Source organism: Streptomyces sp. NBC_00207 (assembly GCF_045160965.1).
In the GTDB taxonomy this organism is placed as follows: domain Bacteria; phylum Actinomycetota; class Actinomycetes; order Streptomycetales; family Streptomycetaceae; genus Streptomyces.
This window is the reverse complement of sequence record NZ_CP130715.1, coordinates 8,446,043-8,466,423: the sequence shown is the minus strand read 5'-3', so window position 1 is coordinate 8,466,423 and position 20,381 is coordinate 8,446,043. Positions and strand designations below refer to the sequence as shown.

Sequence of the window (20,381 nt, the reverse complement as noted above, 5' to 3'; positions counted from 1 at the left end):
CCTGTCCGTCAGCGGGCCACGGCCAGGCAGTAGTCCTCGTCGGTGGCCAGCAGGTTGCGATGGGTGTCCTCGGCGGTGATGACCCCGTCGTCCAGGACGAGGACGCGGTCGGCGGCGTCCAGGAGGGCCGGGCTGCCGGTGATCACCACGGTGGTGCGGCCCCGGCGCAGCTCCGCGATGTTGCGCGCGATGAGCTGTTCCGTGACCGCGTCGACGGCCGTCGTCGGGTCGTGCAGGACGAGGATGTCGCTGTCGGCGGCGAGGGCGCGGGCCAGGGACAGCCGCTGCCGCTGTCCGCCGGACAGGTTCGCCCCTCGGTCGCGGACCCCGTGGTCGAGCCCCTCGCGGTGCAGGGCGACGACGTCGGTCAGCATGGAGGCCTCGACGGCCTCGGCGAGCGTGCGGCTGGTGCCCGACGGGTCGATGTTCGTGCGGAGGGTGCCCGCGAAGATCTCCCCCTCGTAGGGGTTCACCAGCATGTGCTCGCGGACCGCCTCGATCGACAGGTCGGCGATGTCCTCCCCGCTGACCCGCACCACCCCCTCGTACGCGTCCGGCGGGATCTTGACGGCCAGGATCGAGGCGAGGTCGGCAGCGGAGCGCGGCTGGTAGACGGCGATCGCCACGAACTCGCCGGCCGGAACACGGAACTTCAGCTCGCGCAGGGACCCGTACCGCACGCAGTCGATCTCCAGGTCCCCGCCCGCGGCCGGCCGCTCCGGCCCCGGGGCCGTCACCGGTGGCGCGGCAAGCACCAGGGCCATCCGCTCGGCCGAAGCGCGGGCCATCATCACGTACTTGGGCATGTCCGAGAACATCTTGAGCGGTTCCATGATGAATTGGGCCAGCCCGACGGCCATGACGAGCTCCCCGATGGTGATCCGGCCGTCGAACGCCAGCCAGCCTGCCGTCAGGGTCACGGAGACGGCGAGGACGGCGTTCAGGGCCATGGCGGTGCCCGCGTACGCGCCGTTGGCCAGGGCCACGGTGACCGCCTGCTGCTTCGCCTCGGTGCTGACCTTCCGGTAGGAGCGGAACGCGGCGTGGTTGCCGCCGAACCCGTGCAGCGGGCGCAGGCCGGTGATCAGGTCGGCGACCTTCGCGCCCGCCCGCGCGACCCGGGCCTGCTGTTCGCGGGTGCTGGAGCCGATCCGTTTGGACATCACGCTCAGGATCGACAGGATCGCGACGGTTCCCACGATCACCAGCAGGCCGAGCCGCAGGTCGGCGAGGCCCAGCGCGACCGCCGCGACCAGCACCGCGACCAGCGAACTGACCAGGAGCGGCACCACCTCGATGATATCGGCGGTCTGGTCGGCGTCCTCGGTGGCGATGGTCAGCACCTCGCCCGACTTGAGGTCGACGTCCCTGGCCACCGGCTGGAGTCCGCAGTCCGCTACGCGCACCCGCCAGCGGTGCGCCTCGGTCGTGTTGGCCTTCTGCAGGATGCGCATGCCGAACCGCCACGACAGCGACACGGTCGTGATGATCACGGCGAGCGCGGCGATGGACACGGCGAGCGCGCCGAGGCTGCGCTCCCCCCGCATCGTGTGCTCGACGATCAGGCCGAGAGCGATGGGGAAGGCGGTCTCACCGGCCTGGTAGAGGCCCATGAGGACGGTGCCCCAGATCATGGCGCCGACGTTGCGGCGCAGTGCGGTACGGAGGATGTCGGACCCTGCGTGGGGCCGCTGCGTGTCAGGAGTCTTCATCGAGGTGACGGGCAATCGCTTCCGGGGTGCGCAGGGTGAACAGATCACGGATCGTGATCACGGGACCGTACTCGCGGCGGAGGAGCCCGATCAGCCGCACCGCCAGCATGGAGTGTCCTCCGAGGGACACGAAGTCGCTCACCGCGCACACCTCGTCATCGTCCAGGTCCAGTGCCTCTGCGAAGAACTCGCACACGACGGTCTCGGTCCCGGTCTCCGGGCGGCGCTCCCCCGCCGTCGTCAGCGCGCCGAGCGGCTTGGCCTCGGGCAGCGCCTTGGTGTCGGCCTTCCCGTTCACCGTCAGCGGGATGGCGTCGACCTGGGCGTAGTGGGTCGGGCGCAGGAAGTCCGGCAGGGTCGCGCCCACTTGGGTGGCCACCGCCGTCAACTCCGCTCCGTCCAGCACGAGGTAGGCGGCCAGCCGGTACGCTCCGTCGACCTGCGGGTCGGGCTGGGCGACGGCGGCGGCGAACCGGACCGCCGGGTGCGCGGCGAACGCGGCCTCGACCTCCCCCGGTTCGACGCGGTGTCCCCGGATCTTGACCTGCTGGTCGGTGCGGCCGAGGTACATCAGGTTCCCGTCGGGCCGCCGCAGCACGAGGTCCCCGGTGCGGTACATCCGCTCGCCCGGCGCGCCGAACGGGCAGGCCACGAAGCGGTCCGCGGTCTGGCCGGGCCGGCCGAGGTAGCCGCGGGCGATGCCGATGCCCGCCACGTACAGCTCACCGGGGACCCCGTCCGGCAGCGGGCGCAGCCACGGGTCGAGTACGTACACGTCGGTGTTGTCGATCGGTACGCCCACCACCGGGTCCTGGCACTCGAAGGTGCCGACGCCGAGGGTGTTGATGGTGTACTCGGTGGGACCGTACAGGTTGTAGCCGGCCGTCCCCCCGGTCTCGGCGAGCCGCTGCCACAGCGTCGGGGTGACGGCTTCGCCGCCCAGCAGCACCAGGGCCGGCCGGCGCTCCGGGTTGTCGAGCAGGCCCTCGGCCACCAGTTGCTGCGCGTAGGTCGGGGTCACGTTGACGACGTCGATCCCGTGCTCGAGGCAGTAGGCGACGAGCCGGGGGGCGTCGCGGCGCAGTTCCTCGTCGCAGACGTGCACCTCGTGGCCGTCGGCGAGCCACAGCAGCTCCTCCCACGACATGTCGAAGGCGAAGGACACGGTGTGCGCGATGCGGAAGACCCGGTGGCCGTGCTCGGCCAGCACCGGCTCGAAGATCCGGCGCTGGTGGTTGATCAGCATGTTGGTCAGCCCGGCGTACTCGGTCACCACCCCCTTGGGGCGCCCGGTCGATCCGGAAGTGTAGATCGTGTAGGCGGGGTGCCGCAGGCGGTCGGGGTCGTCCGGGGCGAACGTCACGAACGGTTCGGCCTCGGGGAGCGGCCGGTCCAGCTCGATCAGGTCGCCGGTCAGCCGGGGCGACACGGAGCTCACGGTGAGGATCACGTCGGGGCGGGCGTCCCCGACGATCGCCGCGATCCGCTCGTCCGGGTGGTCCAGCTCCAGCGGCACGTACGCGGCGCCGGTGCGCAGCACCGCGAACAGCGCCACGATCGAGTCGAGGGAGCGCGGGACGGCGAGGGCCACGGTCTTCTCGGGGCCGATGCCGCGCCGGGCGAGCACGCCCGCCACGGCGCGGCTGCGGTCCCGGAGGCTGCCGAAGGTCATGGTCCGGCCGTGGGCCACGAGCGCGATCCGCTCCGGGTTGCGGTCCGCCGCCCGGTCGAAGCGGTCGACCACGGTGTCGGTGCCGATGTCGGTGCGGGCGGCCGGACCGGGCCGCGGTTCCAGGCCCGGCAGCGCGCCCACCGGGCCGGTGGAGCGGGCCAGGTCGTCGAGCACGCGCAGGTAGTCGTCGAGGAGCCGGCGGGCGGCCGGCGTGTCGTGGTCGCGGTACTCCAGCTTGACCGTGAGCCGGTCGCCGGGCGTGACGACCCAGGTGAACGGGTAGTGCGTGGAGTCGTCGGCGCGCACGGCGGTGATGCCGTGCCGGGTGTTCATCGCGGCGAACGCGTCCATGTCCAGGAAGTTCTGGAGCACGAACAGGTTGTCGAACAGGGTGTCGTGGCCGCTGGCCCGCTGGATCTCGCCGAGCCCGAGGTGCTCGTGCTCCATCGCCGCGACCCTCGCCGCCTGTACGGCGGACAGGTAGGCGCCGGCCGTGTCGCCGGGCCGGGCCCGCGTCCACATGGGCACGGTGTTGAGGAGTACGCCGACGATGTCGGAGAGCCCCTCGCCCTCGCGGCCGGAGACGGTCACGCCGAACACGGCGTCGCTGCGGCCCGTACGGGCGCCCAGGAGGAGGCCGAACGCGCCGGTCAGCACCGAGTTCAGCGTGACGCCGTGCGCCCTGGCCGCCTCCCGCAGGAGTTCCGACTGTGCTGCGGGGAGCGTGTGCACGAGGGTGCGCGGCAGGTCGTCCACGAGGGCCGGGGCCGGTCCGGCGAGCAGCGTCGGGCCCGGGAGGCCCGTCAGGTGCTCCGCCCAGAAGCGCTCCGATACGGCCGCGTCCTTGGCGTCGAGCGCCCGGGCGTGGTCCTCGAAGCTCGGTGTCGCCGGGGCCGGGGAGGGCAGCTCGCCCGCGACGGCGGCCTGGTAGGCGTCGAAGAGGTCCCGCAGCACGATCTCGCGGGACCAGCCGTCCCACAGCAGCAGGTGGTAGCTCAGGAGCAGGCCGTCACGGTCGTCGGGCAGCCGCACCACGGTCAGCCGGATCAGCGGCGGCTCACCCGGGTCGAATCCCGTGTCGCGGTCCCGGGCGAGCAGGGCGTCGACTTCCGCGTCCGTCGAGAGGGTGAGGGTGCGGACGCCGACCCGCCGGCCCGCGGCGAGGACCTGTACGGCGTTTCCGTCGTCGTCGGTGGTGAAGCCGGCGCCCACCACCGGGTGCCTCGCGATGACCCAGGCCATCGCCTCGGCCAGTGCGTCGGTGTCCAGGCGCCGGTCGAAGGTGAACCAGCTCTGCGCGACGTAGTGTCCGGCCGGTCCGGCCAGCTGTGCCTGGAAGAACAGACCCCGTTGGAGCGGGGTGACCGGCGCCGTGCGCTCGGCGGTCGTGGAGGCGTCCGCGAGGCGCTCCAGTGCCCGCCGCCAGTGCCCGGTGATCTCGTCGGGGACGCCTTCGGCGAGGGTGAAGGCCGCGTGCAGGCTGCCGGTGGCCGCGTCGGTCCACGCGTTGACCTCGACGGCGTACGGGCTGCCCTGGTCGCCGCCGATCAGGTGCAGGGCCTGGGACTCACTGCCCCGGCCGAGGTAGTTGAACAGCACCTGCGGGCGGGCGTCCAGCAGCGGGGCCGTCTGCGGGTTGAGGTACCTGAGCTGGCCGTAGGCGACGTGCGCCCGCTCGTCCGGCTGCCGTTCGGCCACCTCGCGGGCGGCCGCCACCGGGTCGGTGTGGGCGGTGAGGCGCACGGGCGCGATGGAGGTGAACCAGCCGACCGTGCGGGTGTAGTCGTGGTGTGCCAGCACCGGGACCCGGCCGTGCCGCTCCAGGTCCATGGCGAGATCGGTCGGCGACGGCTGTACGTGGGTCAGTGCGGTGCGCAGCGCGCCGCACAGCAGCTCGGTGAGCCCGATGCCGAGGGCGGCGGGTGCGGTACGCGTCACGAGGTCGCTGACGTCGGGCGGGAGCACGACCGTGGCCTCGCGCAGCGCCTCGACGGCGGGCAGCAGCGGGGGCGCCTGGAGGGTGGTGATCCAGTGCCCGAGGCCGTCGGTCACGTGGGCGGACCGGTGCGCGAGTGCCTCCGCGTACTCGGCGTAGGAGGTGGTGGGCGGCGCCGGGGCCGTGCCGCGCAGGGCGGCGGCCAGGTCGTCCAGCAGGACCAGCCAGGACACCGAGTCGATGGCCAGGTGGTGCACGGTGACCACGAGGGTCCGGCTCGCCTCCAGCCAGGTGAACGCGATGACGTCTCCGGCCTCGGGATCGAGCCGCCGGGCGGCTTCGTTCGCGGCGGTCGTCGCATCGGTGGCGCCGGCACCGGTGGCGTCGTCGGCGTCCACGCGTACGACGGTGACCGGGCGGGCCGGTTCGGTGCGCAGGGCCCACACCCCGTGCTCGACGCGCAGCCGCAGCCGCAGGGCCGGGTGGGCCGCCACGACGGCGTTCGCGGCGCGCTCGGCGTCGGCGAAGCCGGTGCCCTCGGCGGCCACGAGTGTCCTGGCCTGGGCGAACCGGGCCAGGGAGCCACCCAGTTCGCGCTGGCGCAGGATGATCGGTGTGGGTGTCAGCGGGCCGTCCTCGCGGGCGGCGGGGGTGAGTGCGGGTGCCGGCGCCCCGTCCTGCGGGGTGATCGTCGCCAGGTGTTCGGCCAGGGCGCGCGGGGTCTTGAGAAGGAACACGTCCCGGGGTGCGATGGTGAGGCCGAGCGCCCGGGCCCGGTTGACCACAATGATGGCGAGGATGCTGTCGCCCCCGGCCCGGAAGAAGTCGGTGTCACCGTCGACGGCGACACCGGGCAGCGTGTCGGTGAAGATGCCGGCCAGCGCGGTGAGCGCGGAGCCGGTCGCGGCCACCGGGGTCTCGTGGTGCGCCGCCCGCTCGGCGTGGTGTGCGGCCCGTGCGGCGAGCGCCTTGCGGTCCAGTTTGCCGTTGACCGTGAGCGGCAGGACGTCGACCGGGAGGACGAGGCCGGGCACCATGTGCGCGGGCAGCTTCGCCGACAGCAGGCGGGTGAGGGCGGTGGCGCCGTCGGGGACCGGGCCCACGACGTGCGCGACCAGGTGGTCGCCGCTGTCCGCCACGGTGACGGCCACGTCGACCACGCCGTCGAGCTCCCTGATCGCGGACTCCACCTCGCCGAGCTCGATGCGGAAGCCCTTGAGCTGCACCTGGTCGTCGGCGCGGCCGGTGAACTCCAGCTCGCCGTCGAGGGTACGGCGGGCGAGGTCGCCCGTGTGGTACATGCGGGAGCCGCCGCCCGCGAACGGGTCCGCCACGAACCGGCCCGCGGTGAGCCCGGGCCGGCCCAGGTAGCCGAGCGACACCTGGTCGCCGGCCACGTAGATGGCGCCCACCCGGCCCGGCGGGACGGGCCGGAGCCGGTCGTCGAGCAGGTAGGTGACCAGGCCGGGGATCGGCGCTCCGATCGGGCTGGCGTCGTCGCCGTGGCCGAAGTCCCGGTCGGTCAGCACCCGGTGGGTGACGTGGACGGTGGTTTCGGTGATGCCGTACATGTTGACCAGCTCCGGCGAAGCGGTGCCGTGCCGCTCGACCCAGCCGCCCAGCCGGCCGAGGTCCAGCGCCTCGCCTCCGAAGACGACCCGGCGCAGCGCGGGGAGCGGCTCGCCGGCCTGCCGGTCGGCCTCGATGAACTGGTAGAAGGCCGAGGGGGTCTGGTTGAGCACGGTCACTCCGCGCTCGCGCACCAGCCGGTGGAAGTCGACCGGGGAGCGGGTCAGACCGTACTCGGGCACCAGCAGTTCGGCGCCGTGCGTGAGCGCGCCCCACAGCTCCCAGACGGCGAAGTCGAAGGAGTACGAGTGGAACTGCACCCACACGTCGTGCGGGCCGAAGTCCATGTCGGGCCGGGTGTTCGCGAGCAGGGTCACCACGCTGGAGTGCGGGACGACGACGCCCTTGGGCCGGCCGGTCGATCCGGACGTGTAGATCACGTACGCGGGATCGTGCCAGTCCGCCCCGGCCCCGGCCGGCGGCGGGGCGGTTTCCCGCGGAGCCTCGTCCCCCTGTACGAGGACACGGGCCGGCACGCCCGCCCGGTCCAGCAACTGAATGAAGCGGTCGCGCTGTTCACGGTCCACGAGCACGACCTGCGGAGCGGCGTCGGCGAGGACGTACTCCAGCCGTTCGTCCGGGTACGCGAGGTCGAGGGGCACGTACGCGCCGCCCGCGGTGACTACGGCGACCAGGGCGACGACCTGCTCCGGGGAGCGGGGCACGGCGACGGCGACCCGTTCGCCCGGCCGGACGCCGGCCGCGCGCAGGACCGAGGCCAACTCGTCCTTGGCCTGCGCCAGTTCGCTGTAGGTGAGGGAACGGCCGGCGCCGTCGAGGGCGCACTGGGTGACGGCGGTGGCGGCCGGGTATCGCTGCGCGGCGGCGTCGAAGAGCTCGCCGAGGGTCGTCGGGCTGATCCGTGCGGGGCGCCGGGCGTCCTCGCGGGCCAGGTCGTCGACCAGGGCGTCCGGCCGGGTGAGCAGACCGGTGAGGGTGCGGGTGAAGGTGTGCAGGATCGCCTGCGCGCCCGCTTCCCGCAGCAGGGCGCCGTCGTAGATGAGGTTGAAGCGCGGACGCCCGCCGCGTGCGCGTTCCCCCACGAGCGTCAGCGGGTAGTGCGGGGCGCCTTCGTTCACGATGTCGGTGACGACCAGCGTGTCCTCGGGCCCCCGCAGGCCTGCCACCTCGGTCGCGACGTCGAAGACCACCAGGGTGTCGAAGAGCGGTCCGGCGCCGGCCTGGCGGCCGATGCGTGCCAGCGAGACGTGCTGGTGCGGCAGCACCGCGGTCTGGTGTTCGCGTACCGAGGCGAGCAGATCGCGCGCCGTGGTGCCCGCAGCCCACCGGGCACGTACGGGGATCGTGTTGATGAACAGACCCACCATGTCGGCGATGCCGGGCACGTCCGCGTCGCGCCCGGACACCGTGGAGCCGAACACGACGTCCCTGCCGTGCAGGACGCCGCCGAGCGTCACCGCCCAGGCGCTGTGCACGGCCACGCTCAGCGGCACACCGGCCGAGCGGGCGGCCTCGTCGATGTCGTCCTGCGGCTCGACTGCCGTGTCGGCGAACCGGTCGGACGGCGTGTGCCCCTCGGCGACCAGCGAGGGGCCGGACAGCTCGGCGAGCTGCTCGCGCCACACCCGGTCGCTCTCGTCCTCGTCGCGCTCGGCGAGCCAGCGCACGTAGTCGGCGAAGCCGCCGAGCGGGTACACGGTGCCCGGCGCGTGGTACTCGGCGAGCAGCGCGCGGAGCATCGGCGGCACCGACCAGCCGTCGGCGATGATGTGGTGCACGGTCTGCACCAGGACGTCGCGGCCGGAGCCCGCGCGGATGAGGGTGTACCGCATGAGCGGTCCGGTGGCCAGGTCGAACCCCGCGCGACGGTCCCGCTCGGCGTGGTCGCGGATCTCCTCGTCGGTGATGCCGGGGCGGTCCAGCGTGGTGAACGGGGCCTCCACTGCGCCTTCCAGTACGGAGACCACACGGCCGTCGGCGAGGGCCGTGAACCGGGCGGCCAGGTTGGGGAAGAGCGAGAGCAGCCGGGTGGCCGCCGCCGCGAGCCGGTCGGGGTCCACCTCCCCGTCCAGTCTCAGCAGCTGCTGTTCCACGTAGCTGCCCGCGGAGTCGTCGTCGAAGACCGAGTGGAAGTACAGGCCCTCCTGCAGCGGGGTCAACGGCAGGACGTCGCGCAGCGCGGGGCCGTCCAGGTCGTCGACATCGGCCTGGGTGAGCGCCACCAGGTCGAAGTCGCTGGGCGAGTGGCCGCCTTGGTCGAGTGCGGCGAGCCCGGCCAGGGCCTCCCGGAAGTACCCGCCGATGGTCGCGATGTCCTCGTCGGCGAACATCCCCTCGGGCCAGGAGATGGTGGTGGTCAGCTCGTACGCGCCGGCCGTCGAGGCCGGTTCGGCGATGGCGTTGAACTCCAGGGCACGCGGCAGCCTCATCCGTGGATCGCGCCGCTCACCCAACTGGTCTGTACTACCGGCGAGTTGCCAGTCGCCGGAGGCTCCCGCCTCGAAGCGGCCCAGGTAGTTGAACAGGACCTGGGGCGCCGGTATGTCGGACCCGGTGCCGCCGCTCAGGTACCGGAGGACGCCGTAGGAGAGGCCGTTGCCCGGGACCCCGGCGAGGTCTTCCTTGACCGCCTTGAGGGCGGCGGCCAGGTACGCGGGCGCGGTGAGGTCGGCGGCCGTTCCCGGGTCCACGGTCACCGGGAAGAGGGTGGTGAACCAGCCGACGGTCCGGGAGAGTTCGGGGTCGAACCCGGCCGTGTCCGCGAGGAGGTGTCCTTCGCGGCCGTGGCCCTCCAGTTCGATGTGCGCGAACGTCTGGTCCTGCCCGAGGTCGCGGCGCCACCGGGCGAGGGTGACGGCGAGGGCGGTCAGCAGTACGTCGTTCACGCCCGCGTGGAACCTGGCGGGAACCTCGCCGAGCAGGGCGGCCGTGACCTCGGGGCCGACCGGGACGGTGATCGTCCGCTCCCGCTCCACGGTGTCGGCGGCGGCCGGCGCGCGCCTGCCCACCGGTGCGTCCGCCCCCGGCAGGGGGCGCTGGTAGTGGGCGCGGTCCTCGTCGAACGCCGCGCGTTCCAGCAGCTGCGTCCAGCGCCGGAACGACGTGCCCACCGGGGGCAGTTCGACCCGCGTGTCCGCGGCGAACCGCTGCCACGCCGTGGCGAGGTCCTCCCGCAGGATCCGCCAGGACACGCCGTCGATCACCACGTGGTGGACGACCACGACGAGCTGCCGCTGCGCCCGGCGCCACACGGCACGCAGCATCACGCCGCCGTCCGGGTCCAGTCCGGCGGTGGCGAGCGCGACGCATGCGTCGAGCGGCAGGTCGCCGCCCTCCTGCCATCCCGGTGCGGTCCCGTCGGCCTCCGGGACGTCGAAGCTCCAGTGGTCGCCGCGCACCAGCCTGGCGCGCAGCATGTCGTGCCGTGCGACCACGGCGGCGAGGATCTCGTCGAGGGCCTCGGATGTCAGATCCGCGGGGGTGTTCAGCACCACGGACTGGACGAAGCCGTCGATGGCGTCCGTGGTCTCGCCGAGCCACCGCACGACGGGCGATCCCGTGACGGAACCGGTCGCGACGTCGCCGTGGTCCACGGCGGCCGCGCCCTCGCGGCTCGCCACGGCTGCCAGCGCGCCGATGACGCTGTTGGTGAAGATCTGCCGGGGTGTGACGTGCAGGCCCACGGTGCGCAGAGCGCTCAGCAGCGAGATGGCCAGGAGGCTGTCCCCGCCGAGCTGGAAGAAGTCCTGGTCGACGCCGACCTCGTGGAGCCGGAGCAGCGCCGCGACGGCTGCGCACACCAGGCGTTCGTTGTCGGTGGCCGGTGCGACGAGGGAGCCGGTGCCGAGCTCGGGTTCCGGCAGTGCGCCACGGTCGAGCTTGCCGTTCGCGGTGAGCGGGAATTCCTTCATCACGACGATGTGGGTGGGCACCATGTAGTCCACCATGTGCCCGGCGGCCCATGCCTTGACCTCGTCCGCCCGCAGGTCCTCGCTCCCGGCGGCCGGGATCACGTACCCCACGAGGTAGGTGCCGCCGGCCGTGTTCTTCTTCGCGAGGACGCAGGTGTGCCGTACGGCGGGGTGTTCCGCGAGGCTTGTCTCGACGTCCTCGATCTCCAGGCGCATGCCGCGGATCTTGATCTGGTTGTCGGCCCGGCCGAGGAAGTCCAGCGAGCCGTCCGGGGCGAACCGTGCGAGGTCACCGGTCCGGTACAGCCGGGACCCGTCCCCTGCGAAGGGATCGGCGACGAAGCGGGAGGCGGTCATGCCGGGCGCACCCACGTATCCGCGCCCCAGGAGGAAGCCTCCGACGTACAGTTCGCCGCCGACCCCGACCGGGACCGGGCGCAGTTCTTCGTCCAGGACGTACAGCCGGGTGTTGGGGTTGGCCTTGCCGATCGATGTCGACAGGCGTTCGGCCGCGCCCCGGTAGATGACGTGCGAGACGCCGATCGTCGTCTCGGCCGGGCCGTAGCCGTGGTACATGGGTATGTCGAGCCGGGTGCGGAACCGTTCGTACAGCTCCGGGGTCAGCACCTCGCCGCCGCACCAGACGTGCCGCAGGCTGTCCAGCCGCCCGGAGTCGCCCGCGATCTCCAGCAGCACGTCCAGCATGGACGACACCAGGTAGGTGAAGGTGACGCGCTGTTCGACGATCACGCCGAGCAGGTGGTGCGGGTCGCGTTCGCCGCCGGGGCGCAGGACGACCAGCCGGCCGCCGGACACCAGCGGCAGGAAGATCTCGTTGATGGAGATGTCGAAGGACAGCGGTGCCTTGAACAGCGACGCGTCGTCGTGGCCGAAGTGCAGGATCTCGTCGACCTGCCACAGCAGGCGCTCGCTGATCGCTTCGTGCCGGATCATCGCGCCCTTGGGCCGGCCGGTCGAGCCGGACGTGAAGATCACGTAGGCGAGCGCGTTCCCGGGGACTGTGATGCCGGTCCCGTCTCCCGGGTGGGAGCCGTACCGCCAGTCGCCGAGGTCGACGACCACGGTCGGCGGTTCGCCCGGGTGGGGCTCGCCCGGGCCGCCCAGCTGCAGTACGACGCGGGCGTCGTCGATGACGACGGCCCGGCGCGCGGCCGGCCACTGCGGGTCGAGCGGGACGAACGCGGCCCCCGCCTGGAGTACGCCGAGCAGCCCGATCACCATGTCGGCGGAGCGGCTCAGGGAAATGCCGACGACTTGCTCGGCGGTGATGCCGCGTTCGATCAGATCATGGGCCAACTGGCTGGATAATACGGCTGCTTGACGGTAAGTCAGTGAACGGTGCTCGTCGATGACGGCGACGGCGTCAGGCCTGGCCCGGGCCTGCTCGCGGAACATCTCCACGATGGTCGGGCGGACCCGGTCCGTCCCGGTGTCGTTCCACTCGGCCAGGCTCGCGAGCCGTGCCGCGACGCTGGACGGGCCGATGCTGCCGATGGACCGGTCCGGGAAGTCGGCCAGGTCGTCCAGTGCGTGCTGCGCGTCGGCCGGTACGACGTCTTCAGGGACCGTGATGCTCCGGCCGTCCGCGCCTACCTCCCAACCGGGCGCCCCGGCGCCGCCGTTGTCGACCCACCCGAGGACGTCGGCGAACAAGGTGGCGGAGGCGAGCTCCATGCCGTCCGGACTCCGGCCCGTCGCCCAGTACGACAGCCCGATGGCGCACGCGTGGGCGATGGTCCTGTCGGAGTAGTCGCCTGTTCGTCGGCGCACGCCGGCCAGGCGTGTGGGAGAAAGCCGCACGAGACGAGCGGTCGGTTCCGTCATCGAAGACTCAACGCCCCTTCACAGTCCGTAAGTCGGCCCACCCGGATCAGGGTGGGCTAGCTACCCTCGCGCCAGGCCCGCCACAGGCGCGCGTATCCGCCGCCCAGAGCCACCAGCTCGTTGTGGGTGCCGTGCTCCACGACGCGTCCCGCGTCCAGCACGGCGATCCGGTCCGCCGCCATCGCCTGCGTCAGCCGGTGCGCCACGAACAGCGTGGTCCGGCCTGCGCACGCGGCGAGCACCGCCCGTTCCAGCTCGGCCGCGCCCTCGCTGCCCGCCTCCGCCGTCGACTCGTCGAGCACCACCACCGGGGACCGCGCCAGCACCAGCCGGGCCAGGGCGATCTGGGCGACCTTGGTGACGTCCAGGCGCTCGCCGCCCTCGCCGACGAGCGCGCCCGTTCCGCCCGGCAGCGCGTCGACCCATCTGTCGGCGCCGACCGTGCGCAAGGCGTCCATCAGCTCGGCGTCGGTCGCCTCCGGCGCGGCCAGCCGCAGGTCGTCGGCGAGCGGGCCGGAGAACACGTGCGTCTCCTGCGTCAGGATGGTCACCAGGGCCCGCGCCCCGGCCTCGTCCAGACCGGCGAGGTCGGTCGGCCCGATGCGCACCGACCCGGCCTGCGGGGTCCCGATGCCCGCGATCAGCGCGGCCAGGGTCGACTTGCCGGCGCCCGTCGCCCCCACGAGTGCGAGCGAACCCCCGGCCGGAATCGTCAGGTTGACGTCCCGCAGGACCGGCTCGTCGGTGTCGGGATAGCTGAACGTGAGCCCCTCCACCGTCACCGCGTACGGCACGTCGGCCGCCGGTGCGACGCCGGGGGCGCCGACCAGCCGGTCCTCCGCGTCCTCCCCCAGCACGCCGACCAGCCGGGTCAGGCTCGCGCCCGACTTCTGCGCCTCGTCGAAGGTGAACATGATGGAGCCCAGCGGGGTGAACAGGCGGTGGAACAGCAGCGGGGCCGCCGACACCTCGCCCAGGCTGGCGGCATCGGCCTCCAGCAGGGCGTACCCCACCACGAGGATCAGGACCAGTCCGATGAACTCGGCGCGGTTCTCCCGGCCGACGAAGCGGCCGAAGAGCCGGAACACCTCGATGCCGAGTTCGCGCACCCGCCACGACTCGCTGGTGACCTTGTCCCGGACGGCCCCCTCCAGGCGGTACGCCCGGACCGTGTCGATCCCGTTGAGCCCACTGATCAAGGCCTGCGCGCGGTCGGCCTGTACCGCGCGCTGCCTGCGGTAGAGCGGGGCGGAGCGGGGCAGGTACCAGCGCAGGGCCAGGGCGTACGCCGGCAGTGCGCCGGCGCCGGCCAGGCCGAGCCGCCAGTCCAGGCCGAACATGCCGAGCGTGGCGATGACCACCAGCACGCCCGCCGAGAACACCGTGGGGACGGCCGTGCGGATGCCCCTGGAGAGCACGGCGACGTCGTCACCGACCCGGGACAGCACGTCTCCCCGGCCGACCTGTTCGATGCGTGCGCTCGGCATCGCCAGCACCGCCCGTACGGCGCCTTCGCGCAGCCGCGCGAGCAGGTCCGTGCCCAGCCGCCCGACCAGGTAGGTCGACAGGGCGGTGGCCGCCGCGCCGAGCAGCGCGGCGGCCACCATCAGCACCCCTGTCGTGACCAGGATGGCGCGGGATTCGCCCGCGACCACCCCGTCCACGACCCTGCCGAGCAGCAGCAGCGGGAGTACCTGGAGCGCCGCCCCGGCCACCGTGGTGAGCACGGTGGCGGCGGTCAGCCAGGGCACTTCGCGGCAGTGCGCCGCGACCCAGCGGGTGGCCTCGCGTCCGCTCGTCGTGCGCAGGGTCGACGGGGCGACGCGCGTGTCAGTGGTGCTCACACCTGGCCGACCGACTTGACGAGTTCGTCGATCGCGTACGGCAGGGACAGCAGGGTGCCCTGGGACATGGCCGCGCCGACCGCCGGGCCCTCGCTGTCCAGCAGGTACGACACCTTGCCGTTCTTGACCGCGGCCAGGTTGGCGAACAGCTCGAACTTCTTGAGCGCCTCCGTGTCGGCCTTGTCGTTGACGACGAAGATGCGGTCGACGTCGATCAGGTCCATGCGCTCGGGGGACAGCGTGGTGTAGAACTTGCCGTCGGCGATCTTGTCGATCTCGGTCTGGTACTTGAAGCCGGTGCCCGTCACCAGGCGCCCGCGGACGTCGGTGGAGGTGAAGGGGGCCGCCGAGTCCTTGTACCAGGACAGCGCGACGGCGGTCTGGTTCGCGAACTCGGGGTGTGCCTTCTTGGCCGCGTCGAGCTTGTCCTGGATGCCCTTCACCAGTTCGGTGCCCTTGGCCTCCTGGCCCAGGGCCTTGGCGATGTGGACCGCGTTGTCCTGCCAGGGGGCGCTGAACGGCTCCTTCTCGGCCTTGGTGCGGCCCACCGTCGGGGCGATCTTGGAGAGCTTCCCGTAGGCGGCCTGGTCGATCTCGGAGTAGACCGCGATGATCAGGTCCGGCCGCAGGGCGGCGATCTTCTCGTAGTTCGGTCCGGTGTCGCCGTTGTTCATGACGACCTCGGGGCGGGTGTCGCCCCACTTGTCCTTCACCCAGGGCCACTGGGTGTTGATGTCCGGGCCGGCGCCCGGCGGGTTCGGGTACTGGTCGACCATGCCGACCGGTTTGATGCCGAACGCCAGGATGGCCTGGTCGTCGGTGTAGCCGACGGAGACGACCCGCCGGGGTGCCTTGGCGACCTTCGTGGACCCGAACGCGTGCTCCACGGTGACCGGGAAGGTGCCGGCCGCGGCAGCCGGGGCGTCGTCGCCCTTCTTGGCGGACGGGTCCTTCGCGTCGGAACCGCAGCCGGCCAGGAGGCCGACACCGAGGGCCGCGGCGCAGAGTACCGCCGTCAGCCGCCCCCGGGAATTCGTACGAGTCGTTCGATGGAGAAGCATCCGCAATCCCTTGCTTTCGGGCTGTCCACTGCACCCCCGCCCGAGGGCAGGCACACCATATCGCGCTCAAGTAAGGCTAGCCTAGCCTTACTTGAACCGGACTTTTGTCCAATCAGTCGCCCCCGCCGAGCTGGACGTGGGTGCGGCCGATCGGCACGATCAGCGGCCGGTCCCCCACCGGATCGTCGATCACCTTGGCGCGCAGCCCGAACGCCTCGTGCAGCAGCTCGGCGGTGATCACGTCCCGCGGGTGCCCCTGCGCCAGGATCGATCCGGCCTTCATCACGATGAGGTTGTCGCTGTAGCGCGTGGCCAGGTTGAGGTCGTGCAGCACCATGACCACGGTGCATCCCGACTCGTGCAGGTCGTCCACGAGGTCGAGCACGTCGATCGCGTGCGCCAGGTCAAGGAAGGTGGTCGGCTCGTCCAGCAGGAGCAGGTCGGTGCCCTGGGCCAGCGTCATCGAGATCCAGACGCGCTGGCGCTGTCCGCCGGACAGCGCGTCGACCGGACGGTCGGCCAGGTCGGACACCCCCGTCATGGCCAGCGCCCGCTCCACGACGGCGGCGTCGTCCGAGGACCACTGGCGCAGCCAGCTCTGGTGCGGATGGCGCCCCCTGGCGACCAGGTCCGCCACCGTCAGCCCGTCCGGCGCGACCGGCGCCTGCGGCAGCAGGCCGAGCTTCTTCGCCACGTCCCGGGTCCTGAGCGTGGCGATGTCCTCGCCGTCCAGGACGACCGAGCCCTTCGTCGGCTTGAGCAGCCGCGAGAGGGTCCGCAGCAGGGTCGACTTCCCGCAGCCGTTCGAGCCGATGATCGTGGAGATCACCCCGGGCGGGATCGCCACGTGGAGGTCGTCGATGACGCTCCGGCCGCCGTACCCGACGGTGACCCCCCTGGCCTCCAGCCGTGAGGTCTCCTCACCCGCGGACCGGCTCCCGGTGATCTGCGGTACGGACACAAGTCCCCCTGAACTAGACGTGCCTGCATACGAGTCGGTCAACGGAGGTTCGCCCGCACCAGGAGGTGGACGAGGAAGGGGCCGCCGATCGCGGCGGTGACCACGCCCACTGGAAGGGTGATCGGCAGCGCCGTACGGGCGACCAGGTCCGAGCCGGTCAGCAACAGGGCCCCCACCATGCCGGAGGCCACCATCGGCGGCGTCGGACACCTCAGCAGACGCATCGCCACCTGCGGCGCGACCAGCGCCACGAACGGAACCGGGCCCGCCGCACTCACCGCCACGCCGGCCAGCAGAACCGCGCACAGCAGCAGGACCGCCCGGACGGCCGAGTACCGGACGCCCAGGCCCGCGGCCACCTCGTCGCCGAGGTGCATCGGTTTGAACTGGAACGCGGCGCACGCCACGACGACCATCAGCGCGAGCGTGCACCAGACCGCCACGCGGATGTCGTCCCACGACCGGTTGTCCAGCGAGCCGATCAGCCACGCCTGGGCCCGGGCCACGTCCCTGATGTCGGCCCGGACCAGCAGCCAGGTCGTGACGGCCTCCATCACGGCGCTGACCGAGATGCCGATGAGGATGAGCCGGAAGCCGTCGATCCCGCGCCGCCACGCCAGGAAGTACACGAGGAGCCCCGTGCCGAGACCGCCCGCGAGCGCCGCCCCCGACAGGCCTACGGAGCTGACGACCGCCGCGGCGGTCCCGCCCGACACCGTCACCAGGAACACCGCGACCGCGCCGGCGCCCCCGGTGATCCCCAGGATGTCGGGGCTGGCCAGCGGGTTGCGCGCGATGGACTGGGTGATCGCCCCGGACACCCCCAGCGCGATGCCCACGACGCACCCGGCCAGGGCCCGCGGCATCCGCAGGTCCATGATCACGAACTCGTCCACCGGCTCGCCGCGGCCGAGGATCGTGGCGATCACCTGGGGCAGGCCGATGGGGAAGTCCCCGACGCCGATGGACAGGCAGAACACCAGGAACGTCGCCGCCGCCAGCAGCAGGGTGGCGCACACCATCCACGGCCGCCACACGAACGACACCCGGCCGAGCCGGACGCCCGGCGCCACCGGCGCCTTCACGACCTCCACGACTTCCACATCGGCCCCGTTCATGCGCTCTTGAACTTTCCGCGCCACACCAGAACCGCGAAGAAGGGGGCCCCGAGGAGGGCCACCACGACACCGGCGTCCAATTCGCCCGGCCGCACCAGCAGTCGCCCCGCGATATCGCAGACCAGGAGGACGATCGCGCCGAGCAGACCCGCGTACGGCACCAGCCAGCGGTAGTCCGGCCCGGTCAGGTACCTGGCCACGTGGGCCACCATGAGACCGAGGAAGGCGATGGGCCCGCACGCCGCCGTCGCCGCCCCCGCCAGCAGGGTGATGGCGATGATGCCGACGGTCCGGCTCAGCACGATGTTCACGCCCAGGCCGCGCGCCACGTCGTCGCCGAGGTTGAGCAGGTTGACGGCGGGCAGCGTGGGCAGGGCCAGCACCAGCCCCACCGAGATGAACGCCGTCACCGGCCAGATGACGTCGAAGCCGACACCGGCCACGGAGCCCGCGTTCCAGAAGCGCAGTGCGTTCAGCGAGGCCTTGTCCGACAGTGCGACCGCCGTGGTCATCGCCGCGAGGAACACGGTGATCCCCTGCCCGGCCAGGGCGAGCGTCAGGGGGTTGCCGGCCCCCCGGCCGATGCTCGCCAGTCCGAACACGACGACACCGGCGACCGCCGCCCCCAGGAAGGCGAACCATACGTACTGGAACGGGCCGGCGAGCCCGAACACGGCGATCACCGTCACGACGGCGAACGAGGCGCCCGAGTTCACCCCGAGCAGGCCCGTGTCGGCGATCGGGTTGCGCGTGTACCCCTGGATCAACGCCCCGCCGACGCCGAGGGCCACGCCCGCCACCACGGCCAGGACCGTTCTGGGCACGCGTACGGTCTGCACGATGAGCCTGATCTCGGTGAGCCGCCGGTCCGGATCCGGCTCCGCCGTCAGCCCGTGCCACACGTCGGCCGGACCGAGCGCGCGGGCACCGACGGCCAACGACACCACCACTGCGGTCAGGAGGGTCAACAGGAGTGCCAGCACCCCCACAACCCGGCGCCGGCGGGCCTCCGCTGCACCCCTGGGCGCGGGGCGCTGCACTGTAGTCGTGCCCATGTCGCTCTACGTCATCCCTTCGCTCCACCGGCGGGACATCGCCGGTGGCACGCGCCACCAGGCGGCAGTGTGCGGACCGCACCGGTCCGCGGATCGGGCTAGCGGGCCGTGCTGCCCGTTCCGTCGGCCACGGTCCGGACCTCGTCGGAATCGGACGTGAAGCCCCGGTCGAGGAGCGAGTCGAGGATCTCGCCGACCCTGACGCTGGTGTTGGACAGCAGGGAGGACGTGATGCCGTGCGTGTGCTCCGTACCGCCCTGCACGTAGATGCCGCAGCGCAGTTCCGGATCGGTCGCGATGCGGTAGTCGCGCTCGACGCGCACGCGGTCCTCCTCGTCGCGCAGGCAGCGGTCGGCGACCTCACCGAGGAGGCCGAGCGGGTCGGCCGGGCGGTAGCCGGTGGCGAAGACGACGACGTCCGCGTCCAGGAGCGTCTCCTCGCCCGTGACCAAGGACTGCACGGTGGCGTGGACCTTGCCCGGCGCCTCCTTGACGCCGGTCAGCCGCGAGACGTTGAGGAAGCGCAGGCGCTCGGTACCGAGGACCTTCTCCTGGTACATCTGCCGGTACAGCTCGTCGATCAGGTCGATGTCCACCACGGAGTAGTTCGTGTTGCGGTGGTAGTCCATCAGCTTGCGCTTGACGTTCTCGGGTGCGGTGAAGAACTCGCCGACCGCCTCCGGGTCGAAGATCCGGTTGGCGAAGCCGCTGTCGTCGGCGGGGCTGTACCCGTACCGGGAGAAGACGGCGCAGACCTCGGCCTGCGGGAAGCGGCGGTGCAGGTAGGCGACGTTCTCGGCGGCGCTCTGCCCCGCGCCCACGACGATGAACCGGGAGGGGGCGGCGCCCTGCAGGGCGTCGACCTTCGTCAGGAGGTCGGAGTTGTGCCAGATGCGGTCGGTGCGTTCCACGCCCTCCGGCATGAGGGGGCGCAGGCCGGTGCCGATGACGAGGTTGCGGGCCCGGTGGAGCGCGAGTCCCTCCCCCGACCGGACCGTCACGTCGAGGTGGTCCACCACTCCTTCGCGGACCACCGGCGTGACGCCCACGACCTCGTGACCGTAGGAGACCATGTCGTCGACCTTGGCCGCCGACCACTCCAGGTAGTCGTGGAACTCCACCCGCAGTGGGAAGAGGTTCTTGTGGTTGATGAAGTCGATCAGCCGCCCCCTGCTCTTCAGGTAGCACAGGAAGCTGAACTCGCTGGCCGGGTTCCGGAGCGTCACCAGGTCCTTCAGGAAGGACACCTGCATGGTCGCGTCGTCGATGAGCATGCCCCGGTGCCAGCCGAAGCGCGGCTGCTGCTCGAAGAAGTGAGTGGTGATCACTTCCTCCCGGCCGACGCGTGCGTTGTGCTCGCCGACCGCGATCGCCATGGCCACGTTGGACGGGCCGAAGCCGATTCCTATGAGGTCGTGGATCAGCGGGGGGTCGCCAGGACGAGCCTGTGCCATGTCACTCCCATCGTGCGAGGGCAGCCGCCGTGCCGGGCGGGCAAGGCGGTCGGTCGGTCGGCATCGGGAAGGCGGGAAAACCGGGCACGCCGACGGAGACGCGACCGAAACTTAGGTAAGGCTAAGCTGATCAATCAGGAGCTGTCGATAGGCAAATCGGGCAGTCGGGGGCGGAGCGATCGTCAACTTGAGGCAGGAAGGGCGCCGTTGCCAACTTAGGCA

8 protein-coding genes are annotated in these 20,381 nt (G+C 72.1%); all 8 read right to left on the bottom strand.

Annotated features, from left to right (window positions below):
* Window positions 1-8: 8 nt before the first annotated feature.
* Window positions 9-1,712, bottom strand: coding sequence for an ABC transporter ATP-binding protein (locus OG472_RS39105; RefSeq protein WP_401610504.1), 1,704 nt, complete (start codon window positions 1,710-1,712; stop codon window positions 9-11).
* Window positions 1,699-12,666, bottom strand: coding sequence for an amino acid adenylation domain-containing protein (locus tag OG472_RS39100; RefSeq protein WP_405942779.1), 10,968 nt, complete (start codon window positions 12,664-12,666; stop codon window positions 1,699-1,701). Before OG472_RS39100 ends, OG472_RS39105 begins: the two co-directional genes overlap by 14 nt.
* A gap of 56 nt (window positions 12,667-12,722) precedes the next feature.
* On the bottom strand, window positions 12,723-14,510 hold the full coding sequence (locus OG472_RS39095) for an ABC transporter ATP-binding protein (protein WP_405942778.1): 1,788 nt from the start codon (window positions 14,508-14,510) through the stop codon (window positions 12,723-12,725).
* Window positions 14,507-15,571 (bottom strand): iron-siderophore ABC transporter substrate-binding protein, encoded by a 1,065-nt coding sequence (locus OG472_RS39090; RefSeq protein ID WP_405942777.1) that lies wholly within the window; start codon window positions 15,569-15,571, stop codon window positions 14,507-14,509. Before OG472_RS39090 ends, OG472_RS39095 begins: the two co-directional genes overlap by 4 nt.
* A gap of 112 nt (window positions 15,572-15,683) precedes the next feature.
* A complete protein-coding gene (locus OG472_RS39085) occupies window positions 15,684-16,532 on the bottom strand; it encodes an ABC transporter ATP-binding protein (protein ID WP_405942776.1) in 849 nt (282 codons plus the stop codon).
* A 38-nt stretch (window positions 16,533-16,570) separates the two neighbouring features.
* Window positions 16,571-17,650: a FecCD family ABC transporter permease gene (locus tag OG472_RS39080; protein WP_401610495.1), complete on the bottom strand. Its 1,080-nt coding sequence runs from the start codon at window positions 17,648-17,650 to the stop codon at window positions 16,571-16,573.
* Complete coding sequence (locus OG472_RS39075; protein WP_405942775.1) at window positions 17,647-18,705, bottom strand: FecCD family ABC transporter permease; 1,059 nt, start codon at window positions 18,703-18,705, stop codon at window positions 17,647-17,649. The genes OG472_RS39080 and OG472_RS39075 overlap by 4 nt, the downstream gene beginning before the upstream one ends.
* A gap of 98 nt (window positions 18,706-18,803) precedes the next feature.
* A complete protein-coding gene (locus OG472_RS39070) occupies window positions 18,804-20,159 on the bottom strand; it encodes a lysine N(6)-hydroxylase/L-ornithine N(5)-oxygenase family protein (protein WP_401610493.1) in 1,356 nt (451 codons plus the stop codon).
* Window positions 20,160-20,381: the final 222 nt, after the last annotated feature.